The organism is Cytobacillus citreus (assembly GCF_018343665.1).
GTDB lineage: Bacteria > Bacillota > Bacilli > Bacillales > Cytobacillaceae > Cytobacillus > Cytobacillus citreus.
Window position 1 is genome coordinate 550,969 of sequence record NZ_JAGYPM010000003.1, and the last position, 26,459, is coordinate 577,427.

Annotated in this window: 30 protein-coding genes; 7 read left to right on the forward strand and 23 right to left on the reverse strand. The window is 35.9% G+C overall.

The window, feature by feature from the left end:
• Nucleotides 1–388: 388 nt before the first annotated feature.
• Nucleotides 389–523, forward strand: coding sequence for a YqzM family protein (locus tag KHA94_RS14335; protein ID WP_213102808.1), 135 nt, complete (start codon nt 389–391; stop codon nt 521–523).
• Between the two features lie 224 nt (nt 524–747).
• Here KHA94_RS14335 and KHA94_RS14340 read toward each other — a convergent pair whose 3' ends face one another.
• The 3 genes from KHA94_RS14340 to KHA94_RS14350 all read right to left on the reverse strand — a co-directional run bounded on the left by KHA94_RS14340 (nt 748) and on the right by KHA94_RS14350 (nt 4,331).
• Nucleotides 748–3,075, reverse strand: a complete 2,328-nt coding sequence (locus KHA94_RS14340; protein ID WP_213102809.1) for a DNA internalization-related competence protein ComEC/Rec2 — start codon at nt 3,073–3,075, stop codon at nt 748–750.
• A gap of 111 nt (nt 3,076–3,186) precedes the next feature.
• The gene (locus KHA94_RS14345) at nt 3,187–3,618 is read right to left on the reverse strand and encodes a deoxycytidylate deaminase (protein ID WP_213102810.1); all 432 of its coding nucleotides are present in this window, start codon (nt 3,616–3,618) and stop codon (nt 3,187–3,189) included.
• 77 nt (nt 3,619–3,695) lie between these two features.
• Nucleotides 3,696–4,331 (reverse strand): helix-hairpin-helix domain-containing protein, encoded by a 636-nt coding sequence (locus KHA94_RS14350; RefSeq protein WP_213102811.1) that lies wholly within the window; start codon nt 4,329–4,331, stop codon nt 3,696–3,698.
• 87 nt (nt 4,332–4,418) lie between these two features.
• Between KHA94_RS14350 and comER the strand changes: the two genes are divergently transcribed.
• Nucleotides 4,419–5,249 (forward strand): late competence protein ComER, encoded by an 831-nt coding sequence (gene comER / locus KHA94_RS14355; RefSeq protein ID WP_213102812.1) that lies wholly within the window; start codon nt 4,419–4,421, stop codon nt 5,247–5,249.
• Between the two features lie 403 nt (nt 5,250–5,652).
• Here the strand turns inward: comER and KHA94_RS14360 are convergent, their stop codons facing one another.
• From KHA94_RS14360 to KHA94_RS14395, 8 genes are all read right to left on the reverse strand, one after another.
• Entirely contained in the window at nt 5,653–6,405 is a 753-nt protein-coding gene (locus KHA94_RS14360; RefSeq protein WP_213102813.1) for a class I SAM-dependent DNA methyltransferase, read from the reverse strand.
• Entirely contained in the window at nt 6,402–6,758 is a 357-nt protein-coding gene (gene rsfS, locus KHA94_RS14365; RefSeq protein ID WP_213102814.1) for a ribosome silencing factor, read from the reverse strand. Before rsfS ends, KHA94_RS14360 begins: the two co-directional genes overlap by 4 nt.
• 4 nt (nt 6,759–6,762) lie before the next feature.
• Complete coding sequence (yqeK, locus tag KHA94_RS14370; protein ID WP_213102815.1) at nt 6,763–7,329, reverse strand: bis(5'-nucleosyl)-tetraphosphatase (symmetrical) YqeK; 567 nt, start codon at nt 7,327–7,329, stop codon at nt 6,763–6,765.
• Complete coding sequence (locus KHA94_RS14375) at nt 7,316–7,888, reverse strand: nicotinate-nucleotide adenylyltransferase (protein ID WP_213102816.1); 573 nt, start codon at nt 7,886–7,888, stop codon at nt 7,316–7,318. The genes yqeK and KHA94_RS14375 overlap by 14 nt, the downstream gene beginning before the upstream one ends.
• Before the next feature lie 47 nt (nt 7,889–7,935).
• On the reverse strand, nt 7,936–8,226 hold the full coding sequence (yhbY, locus tag KHA94_RS14380; RefSeq protein ID WP_213102817.1) for a ribosome assembly RNA-binding protein YhbY: 291 nt from the start codon (nt 8,224–8,226) through the stop codon (nt 7,936–7,938).
• Between the two features lie 5 nt (nt 8,227–8,231).
• Nucleotides 8,232–9,062 (reverse strand): shikimate dehydrogenase, encoded by an 831-nt coding sequence (aroE, locus tag KHA94_RS14385; RefSeq protein WP_213102818.1) that lies wholly within the window; start codon nt 9,060–9,062, stop codon nt 8,232–8,234.
• A gap of 70 nt (nt 9,063–9,132) precedes the next feature.
• Nucleotides 9,133–10,236 (reverse strand): ribosome biogenesis GTPase YqeH, encoded by a 1,104-nt coding sequence (yqeH, locus tag KHA94_RS14390; RefSeq protein ID WP_213102819.1) that lies wholly within the window; start codon nt 10,234–10,236, stop codon nt 9,133–9,135.
• Between the two features lie 3 nt (nt 10,237–10,239).
• Nucleotides 10,240–10,755: a YqeG family HAD IIIA-type phosphatase gene (locus KHA94_RS14395; protein ID WP_213102820.1), complete on the reverse strand. Its 516-nt coding sequence runs from the start codon at nt 10,753–10,755 to the stop codon at nt 10,240–10,242.
• 381 nt (nt 10,756–11,136) lie between these two features.
• Between KHA94_RS14395 and KHA94_RS14400 the strand changes: the two genes are divergently transcribed.
• The gene (locus KHA94_RS14400) at nt 11,137–11,277 is read left to right on the forward strand and encodes a sporulation histidine kinase inhibitor Sda (protein WP_213102821.1); all 141 of its coding nucleotides are present in this window, start codon (nt 11,137–11,139) and stop codon (nt 11,275–11,277) included.
• Between the two features lie 144 nt (nt 11,278–11,421).
• Here KHA94_RS14400 and KHA94_RS14405 read toward each other — a convergent pair whose 3' ends face one another.
• Nucleotides 11,422–12,225, reverse strand: coding sequence for a phosphatidylserine decarboxylase (locus KHA94_RS14405; protein WP_213102822.1), 804 nt, complete (start codon nt 12,223–12,225; stop codon nt 11,422–11,424).
• Nucleotides 12,226–12,491: 266 nt separating this feature from the next.
• Here KHA94_RS14405 and pssA point away from each other — a divergent pair, with 266 nt between their 5' ends.
• Entirely contained in the window at nt 12,492–13,031 is a 540-nt protein-coding gene (pssA, locus tag KHA94_RS14410; RefSeq protein WP_213102823.1) for a CDP-diacylglycerol--serine O-phosphatidyltransferase, read from the forward strand.
• Between the two features lie 62 nt (nt 13,032–13,093).
• Here pssA and KHA94_RS14415 read toward each other — a convergent pair whose 3' ends face one another.
• Together KHA94_RS14415 and KHA94_RS14420 are read right to left on the reverse strand one after the other, a co-directional pair.
• A complete protein-coding gene (locus KHA94_RS14415) occupies nt 13,094–14,893 on the reverse strand; it encodes a M3 family oligoendopeptidase (RefSeq protein WP_213102824.1) in 1,800 nt (599 codons plus the stop codon).
• 230 nt (nt 14,894–15,123) lie between these two features.
• Entirely contained in the window at nt 15,124–15,276 is a 153-nt protein-coding gene (locus tag KHA94_RS14420) for a hypothetical protein (RefSeq protein WP_213102825.1), read from the reverse strand.
• Nucleotides 15,277–15,505: 229 nt separating this feature from the next.
• On the opposite strand from KHA94_RS14420, the gene KHA94_RS14425 reads away from it, so the two are divergent.
• Entirely contained in the window at nt 15,506–16,477 is a 972-nt protein-coding gene (locus tag KHA94_RS14425) for a F510_1955 family glycosylhydrolase (protein WP_213102826.1), read from the forward strand.
• 343 nt (nt 16,478–16,820) lie between these two features.
• Here the strand turns inward: KHA94_RS14425 and sigK are convergent, their stop codons facing one another.
• Nucleotides 16,821–17,543 (reverse strand): RNA polymerase sporulation sigma factor SigK, encoded by a 723-nt coding sequence (gene sigK / locus KHA94_RS14430; RefSeq protein WP_057771648.1) that lies wholly within the window; start codon nt 17,541–17,543, stop codon nt 16,821–16,823.
• 278 nt (nt 17,544–17,821) lie between these two features.
• Here sigK and KHA94_RS14435 point away from each other — a divergent pair, with 278 nt between their 5' ends.
• The gene (locus tag KHA94_RS14435; protein WP_213102827.1) at nt 17,822–17,980 is read left to right on the forward strand and encodes a hypothetical protein; all 159 of its coding nucleotides are present in this window, start codon (nt 17,822–17,824) and stop codon (nt 17,978–17,980) included.
• A gap of 449 nt (nt 17,981–18,429) precedes the next feature.
• On the opposite strand, the gene KHA94_RS14440 is transcribed toward KHA94_RS14435, so the two are convergent.
• Both KHA94_RS14440 and mtnN read right to left on the reverse strand, forming a co-directional pair.
• Nucleotides 18,430–18,570: a YrzI family small protein gene (locus KHA94_RS14440; RefSeq protein ID WP_213102828.1), complete on the reverse strand. Its 141-nt coding sequence runs from the start codon at nt 18,568–18,570 to the stop codon at nt 18,430–18,432.
• A 414-nt stretch (nt 18,571–18,984) separates the two neighbouring features.
• Nucleotides 18,985–19,680 carry a 5'-methylthioadenosine/S-adenosylhomocysteine nucleosidase gene (gene mtnN, locus KHA94_RS14445; protein WP_213102829.1) on the reverse strand — a complete coding sequence of 232 codons (696 nt, stop codon included), beginning with the start codon at nt 19,678–19,680 and terminating at the stop codon, nt 18,985–18,987.
• A 170-nt stretch (nt 19,681–19,850) separates the two neighbouring features.
• Here mtnN and KHA94_RS14450 point away from each other — a divergent pair, with 170 nt between their 5' ends.
• Nucleotides 19,851–20,057 carry a DUF2536 family protein gene (locus tag KHA94_RS14450; protein WP_213102830.1) on the forward strand — a complete coding sequence of 69 codons (207 nt, stop codon included), beginning with the start codon at nt 19,851–19,853 and terminating at the stop codon, nt 20,055–20,057.
• 55 nt (nt 20,058–20,112) lie between these two features.
• Here the strand turns inward: KHA94_RS14450 and KHA94_RS14455 are convergent, their stop codons facing one another.
• From KHA94_RS14455 to KHA94_RS14480, 6 genes are all read right to left on the reverse strand, one after another.
• Nucleotides 20,113–20,820 carry a YrrS family protein gene (locus tag KHA94_RS14455; RefSeq protein ID WP_249365503.1) on the reverse strand — a complete coding sequence of 236 codons (708 nt, stop codon included), beginning with the start codon at nt 20,818–20,820 and terminating at the stop codon, nt 20,113–20,115.
• Between the two features lie 228 nt (nt 20,821–21,048).
• A complete protein-coding gene (locus KHA94_RS14460) occupies nt 21,049–22,809 on the reverse strand; it encodes a peptidoglycan D,D-transpeptidase FtsI family protein (RefSeq protein WP_213102831.1) in 1,761 nt (586 codons plus the stop codon).
• Nucleotides 22,810–22,865: 56 nt separating this feature from the next.
• Nucleotides 22,866–23,342, reverse strand: coding sequence for a transcription elongation factor GreA (gene greA / locus KHA94_RS14465; protein WP_213102832.1), 477 nt, complete (start codon nt 23,340–23,342; stop codon nt 22,866–22,868).
• Nucleotides 23,343–23,603: 261 nt separating this feature from the next.
• A complete protein-coding gene (gene udk, locus KHA94_RS14470) occupies nt 23,604–24,239 on the reverse strand; it encodes a uridine kinase (RefSeq protein ID WP_213102833.1) in 636 nt (211 codons plus the stop codon).
• Between the two features lie 5 nt (nt 24,240–24,244).
• Nucleotides 24,245–25,513 (reverse strand): peptidase U32 family protein, encoded by a 1,269-nt coding sequence (locus tag KHA94_RS14475; RefSeq protein WP_213102834.1) that lies wholly within the window; start codon nt 25,511–25,513, stop codon nt 24,245–24,247.
• 13 nt (nt 25,514–25,526) lie between these two features.
• On the reverse strand, nt 25,527–26,456 hold the full coding sequence (locus KHA94_RS14480) for a peptidase U32 family protein (RefSeq protein ID WP_213102835.1): 930 nt from the start codon (nt 26,454–26,456) through the stop codon (nt 25,527–25,529).
• Nucleotides 26,457–26,459 lie beyond the last annotated feature (3 nt).

The window sequence follows — 26,459 nt, forward strand, 5'->3', positions numbered from 1 at the left end:
TAAAGAAGCTTGGACGTTTTGACAAGTACAAAGGGAATTGACACGTATCCATTAGCCATAGTGCCAATTCCCCCATCTATAATGAACGTCGTAAATTGAGGCCTAGGATACTCAAATCACGACGGTGCATCACCGTATGAATTATTGTTGCCTTACATTTGTAACTTATTTGTGACAACTCTTGTCATCTAAGGAAAAGCCACGAGGAAAGCTAGATTTTTTTTTATGAATCGCTTATACTAAAAGGCGAGCCTTCCATCAATTAACACATTGATGATTAGTTAGTTCGGAATGTTATGGGCAGTTATCCCTACTAGCTATTTGATATCCATCACTTTGGTGTTGGGATACTGCTGCCCATTAATGTAGGAAATAGGAGGGGTAGACTGTGAACGAATTTGAAAAGAATGTCCAAAGTAAAAGAAATGATGCTGTCGACTCTGGAGTAGGCTTTATCGTATCTTTCGGATTCTTTGCAACATTATTTATTATTGCAACAGTCGTTAAAGTTGTAGGATCGTAAATCTACATAGAAATGCGGAAGCGCCTTGCTTACCCCCGACAAGCACAAGACGAGCCTCACGGAAAGGTGTTCTTTATCTTTCTGGGAGGATTGGCTTGTGACCTCGAGGGGGTAGGCGCTGGAGCTAGACATTTCACAAACTCGAAAAAGCTAGACTTTCTATTTATGGAATGTACGGAGGCTGCATACAATGCAGCCTCTTTTCATTTACTGATTAATATATCTTATGGGAGCTGCTTGTAAAAAGTTCCAGCATTTCCTTTAAAAATATAAGAAATCGATCCATGCTCATCTGTACGTAAAATTTTAATATTTCTTTCATTTAGATTGTTTAGCACTTCGCGATTTGGATGGCCATATCGATTATCTTTACCTGCTGATATCACCGCAAGATTAGGCTGAATATGATCTAAAAACATAGGGGAGGTTGATGTTTTACTGCCGTGATGACCAACCTTTAACACATCAATATTCAAGTTATGATAGCGAGTCATTAATTTTTCCTCTCCATTCTCTTCTAAATCACCAGTAAATAACCAATTTAATCCTCCTATATTTGCCAACAAAACGATTGATCCGTTATTTTTATCTGCCTCCAATCCAGGGTGTGGAGATATTATTTTAAATTCATTTTTTCCTTTCTTCCAGCCTTGCCCTGCTTTAACAAAATAAAATGGAATATTTTTCTTTTTGGCTGACAGTAATAAATTTTTTTCTAATTCAGATAACTCATCCGTTTTTGGAAGAAGGATTTCCTTAATTTTTAGCTCTTTAACAACTTCTTCTGCACCTCCTATATGATCGGCATCTCCGTGTGTCATAATAAGCTTATCTATTGTTTTGATCCCCTTACTCTTTAAAAAAGGAACAACAACATCTTTTCCAACTTCATATTTTTTCTTTCTTACTTTCCATTCATCCGTATTAAATCTCACGGTACCTCCAGTATCAATTAAATAATTTCCTTTCCCATGTGGAAGTTTTATCAGTATACTGTCTCCTTGCCCTACATCAATAAAGGTTATTTCCCCATATGGAGAGAGTATAGGAACTAACGCATGCAATAAAATAATAGAAATGGGAAAAATTTGAATTTTTAATAATCTCTTTATATTGGAAACCCGCTCCCATAAAGAAAAATACAATGGGATGATTAGTATGTAGAAGATTAATATTAGTAATGCTGGTCTCCCAAGAATAACTGTTGCAAACGGGAGCTGCGCAAACCATTTAGCAGCAAAATCCATCCAATAAATGATGTAGTTCATTAGGGAAATGAGGAAATAAATATTTGCACCGAATAATAAATGTAAAAGAAAGAGAATAAAAATAGCAGGTAATATGAGAAAGGAAAATAGCGGAACAAAAAGCACATTAGCAAAAATGGAGATTAATGAGACTTCATAAAAGTAAAAAAACAAAATAGGGGTTGCTGCTAATTGGCATATAAATGATGTTACAAAGATTAATGTAAATGAATGTGTACACCTTTTTAATATGATTGGAGCAGAAAGAATAAGTGAAAAGCTAACACTAAAAGACAGCTGAAACCCTACATTATAAATGACGAGAGGCGAAAAGAAAGTATACACCATAAAGACGATGCCGATGATATCAATTGTTAAAAGTGAAAAATGATTGCCCCACTTTTTTAGCATAAAAAAAATTATCATCATACAGACTGCACGGATTACAGAAGGAGTAGCACCCGTTATTAAGGCATAGCATGGCAAAAACAATAATAAAGCCGAAATCATTTTTTCCCTCGAGATACCAATTCGCATGCCTAGATAATAAATCATCCCAGTAAGCATGCCGACATGGAGACCAGAAATTGCCAATAAATGAACAATTCCAAGCTTTTGATAAGAGGCCAACACATCTTCATCCATTAAATTTCGATCACCAAAGAGCAGAGCTACTGCTAAAGGGGCACTTTCCTTCGGGAAGTTATTTTGTACGTATTCAATTCCTTTTTGCCTAATAGAACGAAAGAATGAAAGAGGGGTCTTCTTTTGGGGACTACAATTTGAGAGGGTTAGATGCTCAACTTTTAATATCCAATACATTTTATTTCTTTTTAAATATTCCTTATAGTTAAAGGCATTTTCATTTGTAGATGTTATTGGTTCTTCTAATGTGCCACTTAATTGACAAGCAATTCCTGTTTTCAAATGTTTCGAAATAGCTTCCTTTTCTTTTTCCGTTTTTATTTTATATGAGAGGATAAGCTTTTCTTTATATACAAGCTCCTTTACAGTTGCAGAAAAACGATCCCCATCCACTTTCAAATTTTCTTCAAAACGAACAATAAAATTAGTTTCTTGCGGCGGTAATCGTGTCTTATTCCCCTTTTCAACCATTTCACTTCGGATAAAAAACACAAAAAAAATAAAACTTATTAAAATAATCATCCTTTGAGAAAAGCCTTTCTTTTTATAGAGAAAAAGAATAATCAGGATAAAAACAATTACAAAAATAAGCACATTTACAAAAGCAGCTAATATTCCTATTAAAGAAATAAATGTAAAATAAATCCATCTCCCTTTCATTATTAGGTTCTCCTTCAATAAAATTCTGTTCTTTACTTTTATTAATCGCCATTCATTCCCACCCTTCGGCTAGTAATGAATGGAATTCTATAAAAAGGCATAGAGAACACCTTACTCTATGCCTTCGTTAATTATTGGCAAGTGAATCACTTCAATATCCTTCAAAAAATATTTATTCAACTTATTTGGATATGCGTTTCTAAAAACAACCCTAGTTATGCCTGACTGCGCTAACGTTTTTGAACAGTTTTCACATGGTTCGTGGGTTACGTACGCTGTTGACCCCAACAGCAACCCTCTATCAGCATGCAAGACGGCATTATTTTCAGCATGTACAGTCCTGTAACACCTGCCGTCCTCACCAGTCAAACATCCCACATCGTCACAATGGTCATGCCCATGAATGCTTCCATTGTAACCTGTCGAAACAATATGTTTGTCTTTTACGATGACACAACCTACATGTAATCTTGGACACGTTGAACGTGTGGCTACTTGTTCTGCTATATCTAAAAAGTATTCATCCCAATTTTTTCTCGACATATTCTATTCTCCTCTAATTATAGTTCCTATAGCCATTAGTTTAAGCTTCCGAAATGAATGGGTCAATGGAAGATATCCTATTTGACTTTAATACTGTCTTTTAATTTTTCAAAGGTTTTATCGCCAATGCCACTAATGGATTTTAAATCTTCTATCACTTTAAAAGGACCATTCGTTTCACGGAACTCAATAATTGCTGATGCTTTGGCAGGACCAATTCCTGGCAAGGTTTGTAACTCGGTCTCATTCGCTGTATTCAAATTTACTTTGCCATCATTTTTTGCTTGACCTGAAGCTGCTGGAGCGCCTAGTAACAAATCTGTACCCGATTCTTCCACTTCCTCCCCAACTTTTGGAACATAAATGACCATTTCATCCTCGACTCTCATGGCAAAATTTATTTTCGCTTCATCAGCAGTTTCATTTAATCCACCAGCCATATTTATTAAGTCAATCACTCGATCATTCTGCTCAGCTTCATAGACTCCTGGTTTCATTACAGCTCCCTTAACATCTACAATAACTGTTTCATCTCTGATTTCAACTTCTGCAGTCTCAACTACATTCGCCTCCTCATTTTTTAGAAAATCTTCTTGTTCTTCAAAAGGGATCCCTTGGTCTTCAAATGGTTGATATACGAAATAAATCACAATTATAAGAACCCCTATTCCTAACGAAAAGTAAAGTTTATGTTCTTTTATAAAGTTAATCATCTATATCATCCTTTCAAATAAGCATATTCTATTATGGTATTTCATATTGTATAGGAGATATCTTGCTTGTGAGGGAGGGAAGGGACATTGAAAATTGGAATTATAGGAACAGGAAATATGGGGAGGATTCTGACAGAGTCATTAATTGAAGGAAAAGCCGTTTCTCCTTCGTCGATGACTATTACGAATCGAACGATTGCGAAGGCATTGGAAATAAAAGAGAATTATGAAGAAATAAATATTGGGGAAAATGGAAAAGAAGTAGCCAAACTATCTACACTTATCTTTATTTGTGTTAAGCCGCATGACATTCATAACGTCATTCATGACATTTCTCCTTTTTTAACGAAAGATAAGTGCATCGTTTCGATTACGAGTCCGATAAATGTAGACCAATTAGAATGCATTACCTCTTGTTCAGTCGCAAGAGTGATTCCTAGTATTACGAATCGAGCGCTCTCAGGAGTTTCATTATTATCATTTGGAAAAAGATGTGATGAAAATTGGAAGGAGAGTATTCGAAAATTAATTGAAGCCATATCCACTCCAGTTGAAATAGAGGAAAATATTACAAGAGTAGCATCAGATATTGTAAGCTGCGGACCTGCATTTTTTAGCTATTTGACGCAAAGATTCATTCTTGCAGCTGTGAAAGAAACTGCTATCGACCAGGAAACAGCAACCATTTTAGCAGAGAATATGTTGATCGGGATGGGAGAATTATTGAAAAAGGGCTTATATACATTGCCGACTTTACAGGAAAAAGTATGTGTCAAAGGAGGTATAACTGGAGAGGGAATCAAGGTGCTTGAAACCGGTTTAGATGAGGTGTTTGAGCACGTATTTCAGGCAACTCATGCTAAATTTGATGAAGATATAAAACAAGTGAAAAAGCACTATACGTTACACTCTAATTAATTCTTCATAAAAAAACAAATTCCTTCCTGTATCAAATAAAATTTTTTATAAAGAAAACTCGCCGATTGGCGAGCCTTGAAAAGGCGAAGACAGAAGCGTAGTTGCGCTTATCGTGCTCATACATGCCACGTCCTCCCAAAAGCTTCTCTTTTGGGAGGACGATGTATCTCTGACGAAGCTTTCCTTATCCTGTGGCATTCGCCCGACTATGACATCCTCGTAATAGCTATCGCTTTTCCTTCGTGCGATGTGAATGCTATCGATGCCCTCCTTGTCCTGTCCGTTGTACTTAATTCCTAAAATTGGCAACTACGTCGAATGACCTTCTACGCTGACAATTTATGCTTTCTTAACGTATAAAAAAATGGGCCAGCTTTTTCAGCTGGCCTTTCTCTAACATTAATCATGCACTAGCTTTCCGACAAATAAAAAATATCCTTTCAGAATGGGTTTGTGGAGGAACATCCTCAAAATCAGATGTTATTTCAAGTAATTCAAAACCTGCCTTTTTTAACCATCCTTCATATACATCAATTGGAAATGTGCGCTGAAAATGAAGTTCATTATACCGTTCATATAAGTCAGATTCTTCATCAAGAACAAAAAAACTCAAATCATGCTCAACACTGTTCGGGAATTCCCCTTGATAACAATGCCAAATATAACTAATTTCATCATCATTGACGGCAAAGGTTTGATTCATAAAAATCTGCATGATTTTATATATGGAATGAACATCAAACAGGAAGAGACCATTCTCAGCCAAATGGTGATGGACGCTATGAAATGTATCCAATACATCCTTTTCTGATTGTAAATAATTTAAAGAATCACAGAAAATGCAAATGATATCAAAATGGCCTAATCCTTCTAGCTCAGCCATGTTTTGCTGATAAAATTTAATATCTAGCCCTTTCTCGATCGCCTTTGCTTGAGCAACTGTCAACATATCCTCTGAAAGATCTACCCCAACTACATTAAAGCTCTTTTCTGCTAATTGAACAGACAGCTCAGCAGTGCCACATGCAAGATCAAGAAGATTATTTCCGTTCAAATTATATTTCTTTGTCTTATTAACGACTACTTCAACCCATTTATTGTAAGGGACATCTTTCATTAACTCATCGTAAAGATAAGCAAACTTCCCGTAACTCATTGATTAAGCTCACTTTGCACATTTTCAATCGGTGCATCTCCCCATAAGCGTTCGAGATTATAATAGCTTCTTTCATCACGATGGAATATATGAGCAACGACATCGCCTAGGTCAACAAGAATCCATCTAGCTTCATCAAAACCCTCGATTCTTTTTACAGAATACCCCTTTTCCTCCGCCTTCTCTTTCATTTCACGTGCAATCGCCTGAACCTGCTTATCAGAATTCCCATGGCAAATAAGAAAATAGTCAGCAATAAGAGAGATCCCTTTCATATTCAATGCAATAATTTCTTCAGCTCGTTTATCATCTGCAGCTTTAACAGCAGTTAATAGTAATTCTTTTTCACTCATTCAATCAATCCTCCTGATACATCACTAAGTTATTATACGTATAAAAGGTAGCAGGAAAAACTGGCTGACCCTTTTTCATTAAAAATTGGATTGTATTTTGCATCGCTTTGATTAAAGCTTGATTTAAGTTTACCTTAGCGAGATCCCGCACTTCTTCCACTCCAGGAAAGTGTCTTCCTGGTTCAATATAATCCGCCAAATATATGACCTTATCTAGCAAAGTCATATTCACTCTGCCAGATGTATGATACCTTATTGCATCTAATATTTCTTCATCATCCAATCCAGCTTCTTTTTGAACAAGAAAAGCCCCCACTGGAGCATGCCAAAGTTCACTATTGAATTGTAAAAGTTCACTAGGCATTCCTTGCTCTAGTATGATATTTTTCATCTCTTCTTTCGGTCGAAACTTGGCATAATCGTGAAAAATGGCAGCAAGTTCTGCTTTTTTTTCTTTTGCACCATATTGATTAGCAAGAATAATGGCTGTTTCCATAACACCTAGTGTATGGTTATAACGATGGTCAGTCAATTGTTCTTTTACTAATCGTAATGCATCATTGCGATCCATAGTAATTCTTCTCCTTTATATAATTCCTAACAGATTCAGGAACCATATATTGAATCGTTTTACCTTCCTTTAGTCTGCTTCGAATAAGGCTTGAGGAAATCTCGATATTCGGAACTTCAGCATAAAGTATAGGATAAGAGCTTTTTTGATTGTAAGTTGATCTATTGACACCAATAAATTGAACGATTTCAACCAATTGATCAATATTTCTCCATTTTGGCAAATATTCAATCATGTCTGCACCAATAATAAAATAAAATTGTTTATCAGGATGCCTTTCCTTAAGAATTTTCATTGTCTCATAAGTAAAGGATGGTCCTGATCTTTTAAGCTCAATTAATTCAAGTTTAAAGTTAGGATGCTCACTTATCGAAAGCTTTAATAATTTTACCCTGTCTTCATCCTTGATTGCATTTAATTTTTTCTTATGTGGAGGTTCTTGATTCGGCATAAACCAAATTTCATTTAAATCAAAGCTATTTAATACTTCATTTGCAATTATTAAGTGTCCAAGATGCGGCGGATCAAAGGTGCCTCCCAGTATGCCGATTTTGATCAAGTAATTTCCTCCTAGCTTATTCTAAGCTGATATTTCTTTTCACAAACCTATGGTAAATTAATTTGCTTATTTTCTTTTGATTCTTTATACAGCACGATTGTGTTCCCGATAATTTGAACTAGCTCTGCGTTTGTTCCTTCAACTAATTGTTCTGCTACTGTGTTTTTATCTTCATCACAATTTTGCAAAATCGTTATTTTCATCAATTCACGTGCTTCTAGTGCATCATTTACTTGTTTGATCATATTATCATTTACACCGCCCTTACCAACTTGAAAAATTGGATTTAGGTGATGAGCTTTTGAACGTAAGAATCGTTTTTGCTTTCCTGTAAGCATTATTGTTATCCTCCTAGTTGTGTTAGAACATTCTCTTTCATTCGGCTTGTTTCTGGAAAAATACCTGTCCATTTTTCAAAGGCTAAAGCACCTTGGAAAACAAACATATTTAAGCCATTTTGAATTCTCGCACCCTTTTTTTTCGCTTCCCCCAAAAACTTCGTTTCTAGAGGATTGTATATTATATCACTTACGAATGCATCCTGGTTTAGATTATGTAAAGAAAGAGGCAGCTCGAAAGTTTCAGGCTCCATCCCTTTTGGAGTCGTTTGGATAATTAAATCGTATTCACCTAAAATATTTTCGGCTTCATTCATCCCATAAACATTGGAGTTAGCAGCATAAGGACATTCTTCCACAATCACTTCAGCCTTTGATACTGTTCGATTACAAATATCTACTCTTCGTACACCAGCTTCCGCCATAGTAAAATAAATTGCTCTAGCTGCTCCACCGGCCCCAATTATCAAAACATTTTTATCATTTATTAATGGAAATTCCTCTATTAATCCTTTTAAATACCCACTGCCATCTGTATTATAGCCTATTAATTTTCCATTCACATTCACCACTGTATTTACCGCTCCAATTGATTTTGCAAGTGGATCGATTTCATCCAATAGCGGAATAATTGTTTCTTTATGCGGAACAGTTATATTAAAACCTGCGATTCCGATTGCCTTTAGTCCCTTAATAGCCTCTTCTAAGCTGCCCCTTTTCACATGAAAAGGATGATAATGCGCATCCATTCCATAAATTGAAAAAAGATCATTATGCATGGCAGGTGACATGGAGTGGGCAATTGGGTCTCCTAATACAGCAAATAGCTTTTTCAAAATAGCTTCCCCCCATATAATATTTCGAAGTAAGCCTATTGTTAGACGTCAACCTGCTTTAATAAACTTATTATATTAATGATTTTCTTAATAAGACATGAACACCTTTTGGAACATATGCAGCCACTTTTGCTCCTGGATCATTTATCGTTATCCAGCCAAGTCCTGAAAAAACTACATCCATTTTTCCTTCTTTAATCATAAATTCGTGCCTAATTAATTCAGGAAAAACTACGATTTGCTCTATTCTTGGCGGAGTTAATAGTTCTCCAAGATGATTTTTATACAATTCATCTGCATTTTCCAATTTTGTACGATGAATATTTATTTCGTTAGAAAAATGGCACACAAAAGACCTTCGTCCACCAGCAATATAATCAAACCTAGCTAAGCCGCCCATGAAAAGGGTTTGTTCTTCATTTAACTGAAAAACAGTTGGTTTTATTTCTTTTTTCGGTGTAATTATTTTTAAATCCCTTTTATCCACATAATGTGCCATCTGATGATGATTAATAATTCCTGGTGTATCTACCAGTGCTTTTCCATCGGCTAGCGGAATTTCGATGATATCAAGAGTTGTACCAGGAAAATGCGAGGTTGTAATGACATCGCCTTCACCAGTTACCTCTTTTAATATTCGGTTGATAAAGGTTGATTTTCCAACATTCGTACATCCGACTACATAGACATTCTTGCCTTTTCGATGTTCATCGATTGCAGCAGCTACCTCTTTAATATTCTTCCCTTTAGCAGCACTGACGAGATAAACATCTTCTGGCTTCAAGCCAAGCTCCTTCGCTTCTTGCTTCATCCAATTAATTAACTTATTGTGTTTAACTGATTTTGGAAGTAAATCAACTTTATTCCCAACAAGAAGAATTTTATTATTACCTACAAATCTATGAAGCCCAGGAAGCCAGCTTCCATTAAAGTCAAAAATATCAACTATTTTTACAATTAGAGAATCACTTTTTCCAATCTCATTTAAAATTTTCAGAAAATCATCATCGGTTAAATTGACATCCTGTACTTCATTATAATGCTTTAATCGAAAACATCGTTGACATATAATATCATCCTTAAGCAATGCAGATTGCGGTGCATAACCGATTAGAGCAGGATCCTCTGTTTGAATTTTCACACCGCATCCTATACAAATATATTGTTCACTCACGAATTAATCCTCCCACTGAATCATACCTTTTTTTCTAAACCAATTTAATATTCTTCTTTCTACTTTTCGATTAAAACGGGTTATTAATCCATCTGTTTGTGCAACCGGAACAACAAGAATCGTACGGAAACCACTGCGATTGCCTCCCAAAACATCTGTCAGTAATTGATCGCCGATAACAACTGTTTCTTCTTTCCTAAGACCCATTTCATGTAAAGCCTTATTAAATGCTCGTCCTAAAGGCTTTCTTGCTACAGAAATGAATGGTATATTTAAAGGCTCAGAAAAAGACTTCACACGACTTTCATTGTTATTAGAAACAATCGTAATTTTTACATTGCTGTTTTTCATTTCTTCAAACCATTTTATTAATCTGGGAGTTGCATGTGGGCGATCCCATTCGACTAACGTATTATCTAAATCGGTAATAATCCCTTTTACTCCATTTTCCTTTAAGCTTTCAGGAGTAATTTCAAATATGCTTTTCGCATGCTGATCTGGTAAAAAATGTTTTAACACTTTATTAAACACCTCAGTTAGTTTCTAATGTGATTTGTATATAAAAGTATAATTCCATTAATTTGTACTCATCATTTTAACTAATTTTATATACTGTTTCAAACTTAGGTCAATTTGATTAGATCAATAAATTTTTCGACATTTTTTGATATATATAAATCTGTGGATAACCTTATACACATTAACCACACTCATATACCTACTTTTCCCTCTTTTATTAACAACTTAACCACAGGTTTTCCACTGTTAGCTGTGGATAAGAGAACGATTGTTCTAACTGTTGAATTTTGCTAGAGTTAAGATACATTATTAAAACTTACAGTATATGCTCGTTAACGCTTAATTAGAATCGTGACATTTCAGTAATGGAGGTGAATAGACATGCGCAAGCTGTCAGACGAATTATTAATCGAATCCTATTATAAAGCCATCGAGCTTAAATTAAGTCTAGACTTTATCAGACTTATTGAAACTGAAATTCACCGACGTTCATTATCTCACAAATTAAAGGTTTCATCTTAATTAAATTCTTCTATAAGTGGGGGCTTATTACAAGCAATGCATTGACAGCAGGCTTTATATGAATTTTATAGAATCGCCTGTTTATCCTACAGACCATATCCCCCACCTATCCTTTCTTTCTCAGAATCCTTGTTTCCATTAAGATTAACCTTTCATTTCTTCCTTTTTCCTAGTCAAATATCCTATTTTTTCCCCAACTTTAATATGGAATGGTGTCTTTAATGTCGTTAGTGGTTGAAAACTATTCTTTTCGAATAAAAGAACAACTGTTGATCCAAAAGAAAAGTAGGCCATTTCAGTTCCCTTTATCAATTGGTCTCCTTCATGAATGACCTCAATAGAATTCACAAACATAGCTCCAACTTTCACAATGGAGAGCAGACCGGTTTTATGCTCCACCTCTGTAATGGTACGGTAATTTTTAGAAAGAGTGTTCTTCCCATATTTTAGACCATATTTGTTTACCGGATAAGACTTTGATCCTAATGTCCATTGATCAATGACACAACCTGTAACCGGACTATGTATCCGATGGTAATGGCTAGGACTCAGATAGAAAATCATATAACATCCATCTGCATACTTTTCTATTTTTTCATCTTTACCTAGCATTTCTCTAATCGAATAATCCTTCCCTTTTACTGTTATTATATGCCCGGGCTTAATAACGCCAATATCCTCAATTACAGCATCAACAGGACTAATAATAGAATCCTGATCAATGTCTGGCTTTCGCGCCCCTTCTTTGAGCCTTCTTGTGAAAAATTCATGCAAGGTCAGAAACTCTTCTAATGTTTGCTCCATTTCATCTTGATTTATTTGGTAAACCTTAGAGAAAGAAGGAATAAACATTCGACTTGCTTTTGAGCAAGCAAATCTTCTTATCAAACCTGATGTAATTTTGCCATTTGTTAGTTCAATAAACAGCCGATAAATAGACTGAATCAACGGTACCCCTCCATTTGGTGTATTAATACTCTTTACGGATAGTACTAAAAAGCTTAAAATTAAATATTATTATAGAAAGCACAAGCGCCTTCGGAACATCAAAATTCAGATTGTTCCTGCGATGATTTTCAAAGCAGCTTTCCTTGATCGTTACCATTCGGCAAATCATAAGACAGGCTAACTTGATAGTTGATCATTAACCTTCTTGGCGGACTGGCCTATAGGTGGACAAAATTTAATCCTCTAATATTAAAGGAGTGTGGTGAATGTTTTTATTAGATATATTTGATCAAACCATAAAGAAATTAAAAGCTCAGATAGCAAATGTATTAACAATAACTAATTTATTCCTAGGTGGCTTTGCCATATTATTTTCCATAAATGGTTATTTAGACTTGAGTTTATTACTTATTTTTATTGCGGCACTTGCTGACCGATTTGATGGCATGGTTGCTAGAAAGCTTAATATCGAATCAGAGCTTGGCAAGCAATTAGATTCCATGAGTGATATTATATCATTTGGAGTCGCACCTGCACTATTAATATATCAAGGAATTTTATTTGAATTTGGTGCTCCTGGTTCATTTTTCACCATTTTTTACATAGGCTGCGGCGCCTTCAGACTTGCAAGATTTAATATCAGTGAAAATAATGGCTATTTTACTGGCCTTCCGATTACTGCTGCAGGCTGCCTTGCAACTCTAAGTTTTCTTACTATACCATATTTGCCTTCCCAATTCTTCTTATTTATCATGATTATTCTTTCATTCCTAATGGTTAGCCCATTTAAATTAAAAAAGGTATAAAATTGTAAAAGCCGCACCTGTTAGAATGGGTGCGGCTTTTATTAAAGAATAGCTTGTTTTCATTACTTTCCTTCGGTCAAGGCTAAAAATTCCTCAATATCATCAATGCATAATTGAACTGCCCTTTCCCAAAACTCATGTCTCGTTAAATCAACATTCAAATGCTTTTGTGCTAATTCCTCCACTTTCATTGATGCTGTATCCTTTAATAAATCTATATACTTTTGTTCATAGCCCTTTCCTTCCTCGATTGCTCTAGCATAAATTCCAAGTGAGAAAAGATATCCAAAAGTATAAGGGAAATTATAGAATGGAACCCCGGTAATATAGAAATGAAGCTTAGAGGCCCAGAATGAAGGATGATATTCCTCAAGTGCATGACCATATGCTTCTTTTTGGGCTTCTTCCATTAGTTGATTTAACCTATCTGTACTTACCGTACCTTTCTTTCGTTCTGAATAAAAGCGGGTCTCAAATAAGAATCGAGCATGAATGTTCATCAATAATGCAACAGTTCTCTGAATTTTATCCCCAAGGAGCGCAATTTTTTCCTCCCCAGATTGAGCGCTTTTAACTGAAGCGTCCGCTACAATCATTTCTGCAAGAGTAGATGCCGTTTCTGCCACATTCATCGCATAATTGCGATTCAATAAATGCAGATCCCTCATCGCATAGGTATGGAATCCATGTCCAAGCTCATGTGCTAAAGTAGAAATATTTGAAGGCGTACCAGAATAAGTCATAAAAATTCTCGACTGACTGCTTTCTGGAAAATACGTATGGAAACCTCCAGGTGATTTCCCAGGTCTATCCTCCGCTTCGATCCATTTATCTTCAAAAGCCATTTTGGCAAATGAAGTCATTTCCTCACCAAACTTTGAAAAGTTCTCCAAAATAAACTCTGTGCCTTCTTGATAAGAAACTTTTGATTCAGTTTTATTAATTGGGGCATCAAGATCATACCAACTCAATTTTTCTACTCCTAGCAGTTTTGCCTTCCTATCTAGAAACTGTACGAGAGGCTGTTTATTCTTGGAAATAACCTCCCACATTGCATCTAAGGTTTCTTGACTCATTCTATTGATTGCTAATGGCTCTTTTAATACATCCTCCCAGCCGCGCTGTTTATACACATTAAGTCTAAATCCGGATAAATGATTTATGACTCTAGATAAATAATCTGACTGTTCCTTCCATGCATTTTCCCACTTTTCAAACATATCTTTACGAACCTTTCGGTCTGGACTGGAGAATTTATTAGCAGCTTGCCCAACTGAGAGAATTGTTTCCTCACCGTTCTCATGAAATGGAATCTTAATTTTTCCAACAACCAAATCATAGAACTGGCCCCAGCTATGGTAGCCATCCACTCCTAGGGCATTTATTAAGCTTTCTTCTTCTTTCGATAATTTTTCTGCAGCAGTTTGACGTCTTTCTGTTAGGACAAAGGCCAATTCCCTAAGCTCTTCGGTTTTTAACATCTCCTCCCAAATTGAAGTATCATAGCTTGTTAGTTTTTCATCAAATTCGGTCAAAGCAGTTTGAAAGCTCGCACTGAGTTGAGTAATTGCAGCACGATGCTCGCTTGCCTTTTTATCACCTGTATTTTGAGCCTGGAGACAGCTTACAAATGCACCTGCTTCTCGCAGTTTTTTCGTTGCTTCTTGAAAACGATCAATTAAATGATTTAATGCTGATTTATCAGATATAGAATTCGTTGTTTCCCAGTTATGTACCTGTAATGTAAATTCTTTAATTTCCTCTTCTGTGGTCATTAAATGCTTAGCAAATGCTTCTGAAGAACTGCCGCCATTAAAAAATACATCTAAATCCCAAACTGTTGAATATGTTTTTGTTGTCATGCATCTTCCTCCTTATTGTCTAGCTCCGGCTCCAACTCCCATGTTAACGAAGGACGCCACTCCCTCCTAAAAGCCATCCTTTTGGTCATGTGTTGTACGGCTGACTAAGCGTTCCTTATCTATAACTACAAAAATATTATAGGTTAATAATTCAAAAAATTCCATTATTAAGGGCAGTCTCATAATTTTGCAAAAAAAACACTTATGAAAGCTAGCATAAGTGTTTGGGCTTAACATCCTGAACAAAAAAACAATCCACCAAATACGATTAACAATATCAATAGTACGATAGCTAACGCTAACCAAAATCCCCCTCCACAATAATATGGGGCTGGAGGTGGAGGATAAGCAAATGTGTATGGAAAACCATAACCATAAGGCATTGATTTCTACCTCCCTGTGTCCTTCTTTTTATAAATTATGATGACTAATGAAGAAGAGTGTAGGCAATTGTTCGTAACTTCAAAAATAAGGATATAACCAGTGTTACTTTTATAAAATAATTATTAAACCGATTTTTTAGGACTAATCCTTTGCTTCCTAATTAAATTTTCCGTTACTATAGGGAAGGGTTTAAACATTAATAAATAAACGCAGTTGGAGTGAGATACATTGAAAATATCTAAAAAATATTTTTTACCATTCATGTTTACTTTAATAGCAGCTGGATGTTCCTCAACAAATGATCAAGATGAAGGTAAACTGACTGATAAAAAGACTGCACCTATTCAGCAGGCTGTTCCTTACAACATCCAAAAAGCAGAGCCCCAGCGTTTAGAACAAATTTATGGATTGGGTTATCCTGGAAACGATGATGGACTTTATCTTTCTTCACAAGAGGGAATAAAAATCAGCACAAATGATGGGTGGCTCGAAGGTTCTTCACAAAAACATGAATATGTAGGATTTCAAGCAACGAAAGACGGTTTTATTTCAAGCGGTCATCCTGAAAAGGACTCCAACATGAAAAATCCATTTGGCATCGTAAAAAGTATTGATAAAGGAGCAACGATTAAGCCTCTCTCATTTTATGGGGAAGAGGATTTTCACTTTTTATCTGCAGGCTATGAAACAAATGTTATTTATATCATTAATGAAAAAGCCATACCTGAATTAGAACCAGGTGTCTTCATTTCGGAAAATGACGGGAAATCATGGGAGCCATTAAAGTTAAATGGATTAGAATCAGATACATTGGGAATGATCGCAGCTCATCCAACGAATAGCAGCATAATGGCAATGTCAACTCGGAGCGGTGTATTTATATCAGAGGATAAGGGGCAGCATCTGAAGCTAGTAACAGCCCCGATAATGGCTACAGCTCTAGCATTTTCCGAAAACGAGCTATACTATTCTTCAGTTGAAAATAATAAAGTACTTTTTCATAAGATAGATCTGCGTACGAATAAAGCAGTTGAAATTGAAATTCCTTATTTAAATTATGATAACCCTATTACCTTTATTTCTGTTAATATGAAGAATCAAAATACACTCTCATTTGCTACTTACTTAAATGATGTGTATGAGACTACAGATGGAGGTAAGAATTGGAATTTGGTATTAAAGAACGGTAAAATAGAATAAAGTGAAACTTCCATCAGTGGAGGTTTTTCGACGCACAGGACGTGCTAGTGCCGACGTTGCCACAGGACGTGGCGTTCTTAGTCGGCTTCTATCCCCCACTGATGGTTAGTTGCGGCCCACAGGAAGTGGGTCACGCAGACGTTGCCACACGATGTGGCGCTTTTAGTCTGTGTTCATTTTTCGGGCTTTTACGGGCAGTTGTCCCCCACCTATCTTCCTCGCTTCTCTCTCAATCTTGAGGTGGGGGTCTTACTGCCCGTTAATGCGGGATAAAAAGAGATGCACAAACACAAGAAATATACTTTTTTCCTTGGTTTGTGCATTTTTTCATGCATATATAATTTTAGTTATTCTTCCGCTTCTCTTTCTCTTTTTCCGCACGGTAAAATTCATGAAACATTTTCATTAAGGCACGCTTCTCAATCCTTGAAACATAGCTTCTTGATATTCCTAGTTCCTTAGCAATTTCCCTTTGTGTTTTTTCTTTTTGCAGATCTAAACCAAATCTGCCGACAATGACTTCCTTTTCTCTTTCATCCAAGACACAAATATATTCCTTCACTTTTTCAAGCTCCATATTCAATTGAATTGTATTAATGACATCTTCTGATTCAGATTTAAGAACATCAATGAGTGATATTTCATTTCCTTCTTTATCCTGACCAATCGGGTCATGAAGGGAAACATCTTTTTTCGTTTTTTTCAATGCCCGTAAATGCATGAGAATTTCGTTTTCAATACATCTTGCTGCATAGGTTGCAAGCTTCGTTCCTTTTCCTTCAGAATAGCTTTCAATTGCTTTTATTAACCCTATAGTTCCAATTGAGATAAGATCCTCTGAATCCTCACCTGTGTTTTCAAATTTCTTTACAATATGAGCTACAAGTCTCAAGTTGTGCTCGATTAACATATTGCGTGCATGTGCGTCACCAGAAGCCATCAACCGCAAATACTTTTTTTCATCAGCAACCGATAGCGGTTGAGGAAAAGCATTGTTTTTTACGTACGATACAAGAAACACAATCTCTTTTACTAAATAGCCAAGTGCTGTTAGAATTCCAGACAATTTTTCCACCCCCGCTTTTAAAAAAACACTTTAGCCTTAACTAATTCCTATGAGTAAAGAGAGTTGTTTTTGTCTGTCCAATTCATTTATTTTGTTCAGGAAATTTTTCCCTCTTAAATAAAGATATTGAAATTGATCCTGGATGACCAGAATCCAGTTAAGTAAAATGATTAGAGCGGGTTGAATAGGAATTTGGCTCTATATTAAGCTTTCATTAAATATGCTTGCACAAAAATATGGTAAAATAATAATACTACTTTATGAAAGTTGGATTTTTCATGACAGCCCAGCGTATTATTCTATTGCTTGTACTATTTATCGTACTAATAGCAACCGGTGCAGAAATAATTTTTGAAGGATTTTCCACAAAACCAATCATCTTATTAATTGCAACAGTAGCAGTCATTGTATTCTTATGGGTTCGTCCAGAGAAATAGCAAAAACGAAAGCATTAAAAAAGGATTAACCATGAAGGTTAATCCTTTTTTTATTCAACACCTACTACGTCGACACTTACTTCAGAAATAATAATGCTGCCAATCGCACAGCAAATAACTAGACCCATCACCATCATAAACATGCTTTTGCACCCCTTTAAACCACCTATTTAATATTAAATTACCATATTCATACCCTGATGATTTCATCTAAATATGAACATTCTGTTAATTAGGTGATTTAATGAATTGCCATATATGATGATGAATTCATTTATTTTTCTTTTTACGGAACCTAAGTGTTAGTAGTAAAACATGTAGTGACATATAGCTGCTCCTCCTACCTTATAGGCTAGGTGGAATCATTCTCCACCCAAAAGATTGCTTGACGTCCTTGCATTAAAAAAATCATTTTCATTACCACCTTTCACTCTTTTTTTAAAATCAAATTAATAAGTGCGATACAGCGTGTATTGACGATCACGATTTTCATCTTGAATTTTTTTTATCATTTGATCATGAAGTATTTCTTCTATCGTTAGCTCGCGTTTTTTAATCGTTATCGTTAAGAAAAAAATATTTAGTGTCATTATTGTTTCACCTCCTCAAATAAACGTAATTGGTCGGTAAGATCATTTCCGAAAATACCCATTTCAAAACCCTTCCTTTCATTAACATAGACACAAAAAAGCTGCAAGGAGACACCCCTGCAGCATAAATAGGCACAAAAAAGCCACAGGGAAACGAATCTCCCTGCGGCATGGATAGGCTATGTTAGATTAAGCAATCCATTCCTGATAGGTCGAATTCGTTACGTATAAAAAAGCATGAAGTTTTGCATTGCCAATTTTCTTCATCATCATTTCATTCGACCTCCTTTTTGGAATTTTTTCACTTACAATGGTAATTATAACCACACACATAGTATTTGTAAACCATTTTATTGCAGAAAATAAAAATTTTTTCAAAATTAAGCAATAAACAGTATTTGCTGTTACTTGAACTTATTTCATAGCACTTACGATTTTCATTACTAAATCAGCTGAATGAAGTGCAGCTTTTTCAAGAAATTGCTCAAATGACACATCTGATTCCTTCCCTGCAATATCTGATAAAGAACGTATTATCACAAAGGGAGTTCCAAATTGATAAGAAACCTGTGCGATTGCAGCTGCTTCCATTTCTACTGCCTGTAGATCGTTAAACTTATCACGGATAAAGTCCACACGAACAGGGTCATTCATAAATGAATCGCCAGTAGCTATTAATCCTCGTACGACTTGGATATCCTTGATTTCTTTTGCACATACTTCTGCTGTACGTACTAATTGGCTATCAGCTTCGAAGGCTGCCGGCAACTGAGGAACTTGTCCATACTCGTAACCAAATGCAGTAACATCAACATCGTGGTGCCTTACTTCTGTGGAAATGACGACATCACCAACATTTAAATCTGGATTAAAGCCTCCTGCAGAACCAGTATTAATGACAAAATCAGGGTTGAATTTTTCTAGTAAGATTGCCGTCGATAAAGCAGCATTCACCTTTCCAATTCCAGAACGCAGCAGGATTACTTCTACTCCATTCATTAGCCCAGTTGTATACTCACAGCCAGCAATAACAATCTGATCCATATCTATTATTTTTTCCCGCAGTAACGTTACTTCTTCTTCCATTGCTCCAATAATAGCTATTTTCATTTGTTTGAACCTCTTTCTTGTTTTTGATTCCAATCATTCATGTTCCCAATTTACCATTCTCATATGAACCAATCAACTGAAAAATTTCAGAAGCTGCCTTGGCTTAGTCCGTTCACATAGGATAAAATACATTATATAGTTATTTGATTAAAAGGAGATTAGTAAGGAATATGAAGTTCAATCTAGAATTAATTGATGATAAAATTGAATTTTTTGAAGCTCATGACTTAAAGACCCTTGAAAAAAATATCAATACACAAATCGAACATAACAAGGCCATTTTACTTTCTGTCCATCACGTCTCGCACCAAATGAGTGTTGACGAAAACGGGAAAAGGTTTTATTCCGCAGTCGTTCATTTTAAATCAAAAAAATGAGGAAGGTCTTGTGCCCTCCTCGTTTGTTACCTACATTCGTCTTCATTTTTTTATTCTATTTATTAATCTCTTCTACTTTCGTAGGTTTCCAGCCCTGTCCATCTACCCAATCAATATAAACGCGATACTTCTGCTTCTGATTTTTTGCCGATACCGTTCCTACGGATTTATTTTGTCCGTTATTGCCTAAAAACCATACAGTCATATTATCTTGATCAATTCCTGTAGCATACGAAATGGCTTGAGTCATTTCTGACCAGTCTACTGAATCTTCCTCATATACAGAAACGTGTTCACCTACTTGAGATGTTCCGATGGGCTGCCAGCTTGAATTCTCAATAGTCTTATTTACATCTTCGCTTTCCCCGCCATTCGTAACAACTGCATCCTCTTCTTTTTCTGAAGCTGGTGCTTGTATAACGGGTTTGCTTTTATTATCATTTTTCTTAGTAGCTTCTTTTGGTTGCTTTTCAGATGTTTCTTTTTCTTTTTCTTTTTCTTTTTCTTCCTGTTCTTCATTATCAGAACGATTTTCGGTTTTATTACCTAATTCAGTGTCTTCATCTTTAGTCTTTACATTTTCCTGTATTTTTTCCTTATCGTCGACTTGTTTTCCTGCTGTTTCCTCATCATTTCCCCCAAAGAAAATAATCGAAGAAACCACAATGATTAACAATATAACAAGTCCGATTAGCATATTTAATATTAAATTTGTTTTTCTTCTTTTTCCCCTAGTTTCAGAACGGGATTCCCGACCTTTCAAATAATTCTCCTCCCTACTAAGCGTCTTTTCATTCCAATTTATATAGAATGAAAAAATAAATTACCATCCTTATTCAAACATGAAATAGTTGATTTGTCTATGAATGAGATGTTTTAAACAAGCCTTATTCCTTTTTTCGCTTCTATATTATAAAGACGAATTTTAAAAAAGGTAAGTTTCATTTTATCGCAGATTGGATACATACAAAAGAGCCAAATTCATCATATTCTAATTGTGATCCATGTTATAGATACCTTTAACAATATCAGCAAATAAAGAATTCACTCCACCGGATTCGCTCGTTACTCCTAAATTTACTGTTACAAGCGCGTATTTAGGATTTTTATATGGAAAATAACCAGCAAACCATTTATTATAAAGCGGCTTCTCACCTTCGACTCTGCCAGTCTCTCCTGTTCCAGACTTACCTGCAACCTCGTATGGAAGGTCTTGAAACCCCCTTCCAGTTCCATTTTCATTCACTACGACCTCATGGAGCAGTTTTTGAAGCTTCATCGCTGTATAGGGTGATATCGTCTCTCCCTCAAGTTTTTCCTTTTTAAATTCAAGTAAAGATGTTCGATTCTTATATTCTATTTTTGAAGCAACGCGAACCATTTCCTTCTCGCCCCCCCTTGCAATTGTTGCCATCATATTGGCTACGGCAAGGGGTGTAGCTCGTACCTCGTGTTGTCCAATACCTGTTAGACCTACAAAGTTAGAATCCTTTTTCTCATCATCCGTAAGAAAAATTCTCCCTTTTTCTTCATCTTGCAATTGTTTGAAATTAGGAAAATGATAAATATCCCCTTTCCATCCAACAGTACCAGTTAATGAAAGTCTTTCTGCATAATCCTCTAAAATATTCGAATCAATTTCCTTTAATTCCTTTGCCAATGTTGCAAATGTATTATTACAGCTTCTTGCAAAGCTATTAGTAAAATCAAGCATACCGTACTGAAATTGTAGGTCTGGCTCACCATTAATTTTCTTACTGCAATCGAATTTTCTTGATGGATCTGTCAGCTCATAATCAATCGCTGCAGCAGCAACGACCGTCTTAAAAACTGAGCCCATTATTTGCTGTTTCACCATTAAATTTTCTATTCCACTCGTTTCTTTATTAAAAGGATCTTTACGATTGATTGATGGCTTGGAAACCATTGCTAAAACAGAATTAGTTTCTATATCGAGGAGAACGGCTCCCCCTCTTTTCATACCGCTTTGTTCTACAAGCTTTTCCAACATTGCCTGCAAGTCTGAATCAATAGTCGTTTTAATATTTACTGGGTAATACGGGTTGGCAGGTTCCACATATTTAACATTTATCCCGAATAGTGGTCCACCAGTTGCATCAACATGATAAACAAGTTTCGATTTTCCATCAGGTAAGAGAAATTCATCAAAGCTTTTCTCCATCCCTGTTAAACCAATCATTGTATTTGTAGTAAGATCCTTTTCTGAATAACGGCTTCGAAGTACTGTTTCGTTTTCTCCTGTAATCCCTATTAAATGTTCTGCTAAATTTTCAGTTAGGTGATATTTTTTTTCAACAGCAAACACTCCAGGAATTTTTAAATTATTTATTTTTTCGATTTGAGATTCTGTTAAAAGAATAGGATCTTGGTCTCCATAAGCGAAGGGTTGCTTTGCATTTTCCACAGCATAGCGAAGGGAATATACAGAAATCCCTGTTATATTAGATACTTTCTCAATATCCCATTCCATTTTTTTTAGAAAAGGAAAGAGGATGAGAACTGGAAGGGTTTTGTGCGTGATTGGACTGCCATCCTTGTAGAGAAAATTTCCTCTGCCAGTATCAAGTACCATCTCTTGAGATCTTTGTCGTACACTTGCATCTAATAAGTTAATTTGCCTTTTGGTAAAATCCTCTGTTGCGACTAATTGAAGTTGAATCAGTCTTCCGATTAAGACAGTGAATATCGCTAAACAAATGCAAAGCCATACAATCGCTCTCTTTTTCCACATAAAAAACACCTCGTCAAAAGTTTTGACGAGGTTTCATATTTTCAAACAAAGAATAATTATTTAATTGTTATAATTCTTACATCCATTTCTCCACCAGGAGTTTGAACTTTTACTTCATCTCCAACTCTATGGCCAAATAGGCTTTTGGCTATTGGAGAATCATTAGAGATCTTGCCTTCGAATGGGTCTGCTTCTGCACTCCCAACAATAGTATATGTTTCTTCTTCTCCATTTGGAAGTTCAATAAATGTTACGGAGCTGCCTAATGATACAGTGTCGGCACTCATTTCAGCTTCTGTAATAATCTTTGCATTGCGGATCATATTCTCAATCGTTGTAATTCGACCTTCAACAAAAGCTTGCTCTTCTTTAGCAGAGTCGTACTCTGAGTTTTCAGATAAGTCTCCGAAGCTGCGTGCAATCTTAATACGCTCTACTACTTCTTTACGCTTAACAGACTTTAAATATTCTAATTCCTGTTCAAGCTTCTCTTTACCAGCTTGCGTCATAGGGAAAACTTTTTCAATTGCCAAAACCTTCACTCCTTCAAAATTTCACAATTGTACTTTCATTGTGTGCTTTCTTTATTTTATGTACTGCTAATTAATATAGGAGCGCGACCTTTATAGGGCGCGCATAAAAGTTTGTCCATATTGGACCTTTTAATAAAAGATAAAAGTATAACTATTTTGTCGAGTTCGGAAATTGTCTAGCTCCGACGTACAATACGTACAAGTGTCGACAATGCAACAGGACAAGGAAAGCTGGTACTTTTCTTATTCTATGCTATTGTGTCATAAAAACGATTTTTGTTCAAGAATTGTTTGAATTTTTGTTACCATTATATCGATTGCCACATGATTATGACCGCCCTCAGGAATGATAATATTCGCATATCGCTTCGTCGGTTCAATAAATTGATTATGCATTGGCCGGACAACATTTACATATTGTTCGATTACAGAATCCATTGTCCGTCCGCGTTCTTTAATATCTCTGAACAAACGGCGAATTATGCGTAGATCTGCATCCGTATCTACAAAAAGTTTAATATCCATTAAGTCTCGTAGGCGCTCATCTTCAAGGATGAGAATTCCTTCTAAAATGATTACATCCTGCGGCTCTACGTAAATGACCTTTTCAGACCTTGTATGCAGCGCATAATCATAAACAGGCTTATGAATAGATTCATAGCGCAATAATTTTTGGATATGTTCAATTAATAAATCATTGTCAAAAGCTAGAGGGTGGTCGTAATTTGTTTTTAATCGGTCTTCAAACGGCAAATGAGTTTGATCTTTGTAGTAATAATCCTGTTCCAGCATCAAAATCGAGTGACCTGCAAAGCGGTCAATAATTGATTTTGTCACACTCGTTTTTCCCGAGCCAGAGCCGCCGGCAACACCGATAACAACGGGTTTGCGGGTCATGGTGATTAAATCTCCTTTCGCATCATGTTGTTAGGGAATACCGGCTTATCGAGCTTAAATTGAATAATTTGAAGCGGATGTCGGGCTGCATCGAGTTCATTCCCTTTTTCATCCCAAATCTTATCTATGATGTGGGTGAAATTTTCGATTTCAGGCCCAAAAAACTCTACTTCCTGACCTGGTTTAAAGTGATTACGCTGCTGTAATGTAACTATTTGTGTATCTGGATTATAATCCAACACTAATCCAACGAAATCGAAATTTGTCTTTTTGCTATGATTTCCAAACATTTGCTCCTTATACCCTGGTACTCCTTCAAAAAACGCAGGAGCAGTTTCGCGGTTTGCACACTTAGCTAATTCCTCTAGCCATTCCTGTTTAATCTTAAATTGCTCAGGATCTGCGCAATAAGCATCTATTACTTTACGGTACACACTAACAACAGTAGCAACATAATGAATGGATTTCATACGACCTTCAATCTTTAGACTATCAATTCCAAGTTCAATCATTTGCGGTATAGATTGAATTAAATTTAAATCTTTTGGACTCATGGCAAAAGGTGAGTCGCCCTCATTAAAGAAGGGAATTTCATTTGTTCCTTCTAATTGATAAAGGTCATAATCCCATCGGCATGATTGACAACATCCACCCCTGTTGGAGTCACGAGCTGTCATATGATTACTTAATGTACAGCGTCCAGAATAAGCAATACACATTGCTCCATGAATAAAGGTTTCAATTTCAATATCAACCTTTTCCTTCATTTCACGAATTTCTTCCGCACTTGTTTCACGGGCAAGAACTACACGCTCTAGTCCTTCTTCTTTCCAAAACTGAACAGCTTTCCAGTTGGATAAAGATTGCTGTGTGCTTAAATGAACTTCTATTTCAGGTGCAACCCGTCTGCAGGTTTCAATTATAAGAGGGTCTGCAACAATGATACCTGCTACACCCGCTTCTTTCAGACCAAGCAGATAGTCTTCAAGACCATCAATATTCTCATTATGAGCATATATATTTGTCGTTACATATATTTTTGCCCCATATTTTTTGGCGAATTGGACGCCTTCTTTCATTTCTTCGAATGTAAAATTATCAGCGTTTGATCGCAGGCCATATTCTTGGCCACCAATAAATACGGCATCGGCTCCATAATGAACGGCAATTTTTAGTTTTTCTAAATTTCCAGCTGGCGCAAGCAATTCAGGCTTTTTAACGATTACCCGTTTGCCGTTCACAATTTGGGAAATATTATCTTTCACCGTTGTCATATAGCTGCCTCCTTTAATATACTGTTTCTTTAAAGAAAAATCCTGTATCTAGCGGGCGATTAGCTGGCTGAATTTCCTCGATTCCCTCTAATAGCTCATCCTTTGCATCTTCATACAAATCCGGATCATCGATACAAAGATCAATTGCTTTTCTATATAGCTTTGTTACTTCAACAATGTATTCACTACTTTTTAATATTCCATCGATCTTAAATGAATCAATGCCTGCATCAATCATGTCTTGAAGCTCGTCAATTATACACATATCGTTAGGACTCATAATATGTGTTCCGTTTTCGTCTTCAAAAATCGGATATTTGTTCTCCCGTTCTTTATCATGTAAAAACATGTTATGTTCCAATTTTCGGTTCTCAACTTCCATCACTTTTCCTTGGTATTCATAATAATTACCAAGAAGAGAACGCTTAGATTGGAACATTGCAGTCATACCATGAACTTGAACTTCGATTTCTACTTCTGCATTTTCCTTTGTCTCGATAATAGCATCCATATTTATTTCACGAGCAAGCACTGCACGTTTTGCTCCTTTTCTTCCCCAATAATTACATGTATACCAATTGGTCCCCGTTGTTTCTGTACTCCAGTGCAATTTCATACTTGGTGCAGCTTCACGTGCTGCCATTAATACAGCGGGATCACCGAATATAATCGCATCAGCATTAAATTCTTGTAAGAAAGAGATATAATCTGTTAGCTCATCAATTTTTTCATTATGAAATAGAGCATTCATTGCTACATACACTTTTTTCCCATTTTTATGCGCTAGCTCTATTGCCTGCTTTACTTCATCACGGGAAAAATCTCCTGCTAGCCGTAATCCATAGCGCTGTTCTCCTATTACGAACGCATCGGCTCCAGCTTCTGCTAGAGGGATAATATCTTCAACACTTTTTGGTGTAACCAATAATTCTGGCTTTTTCATTAT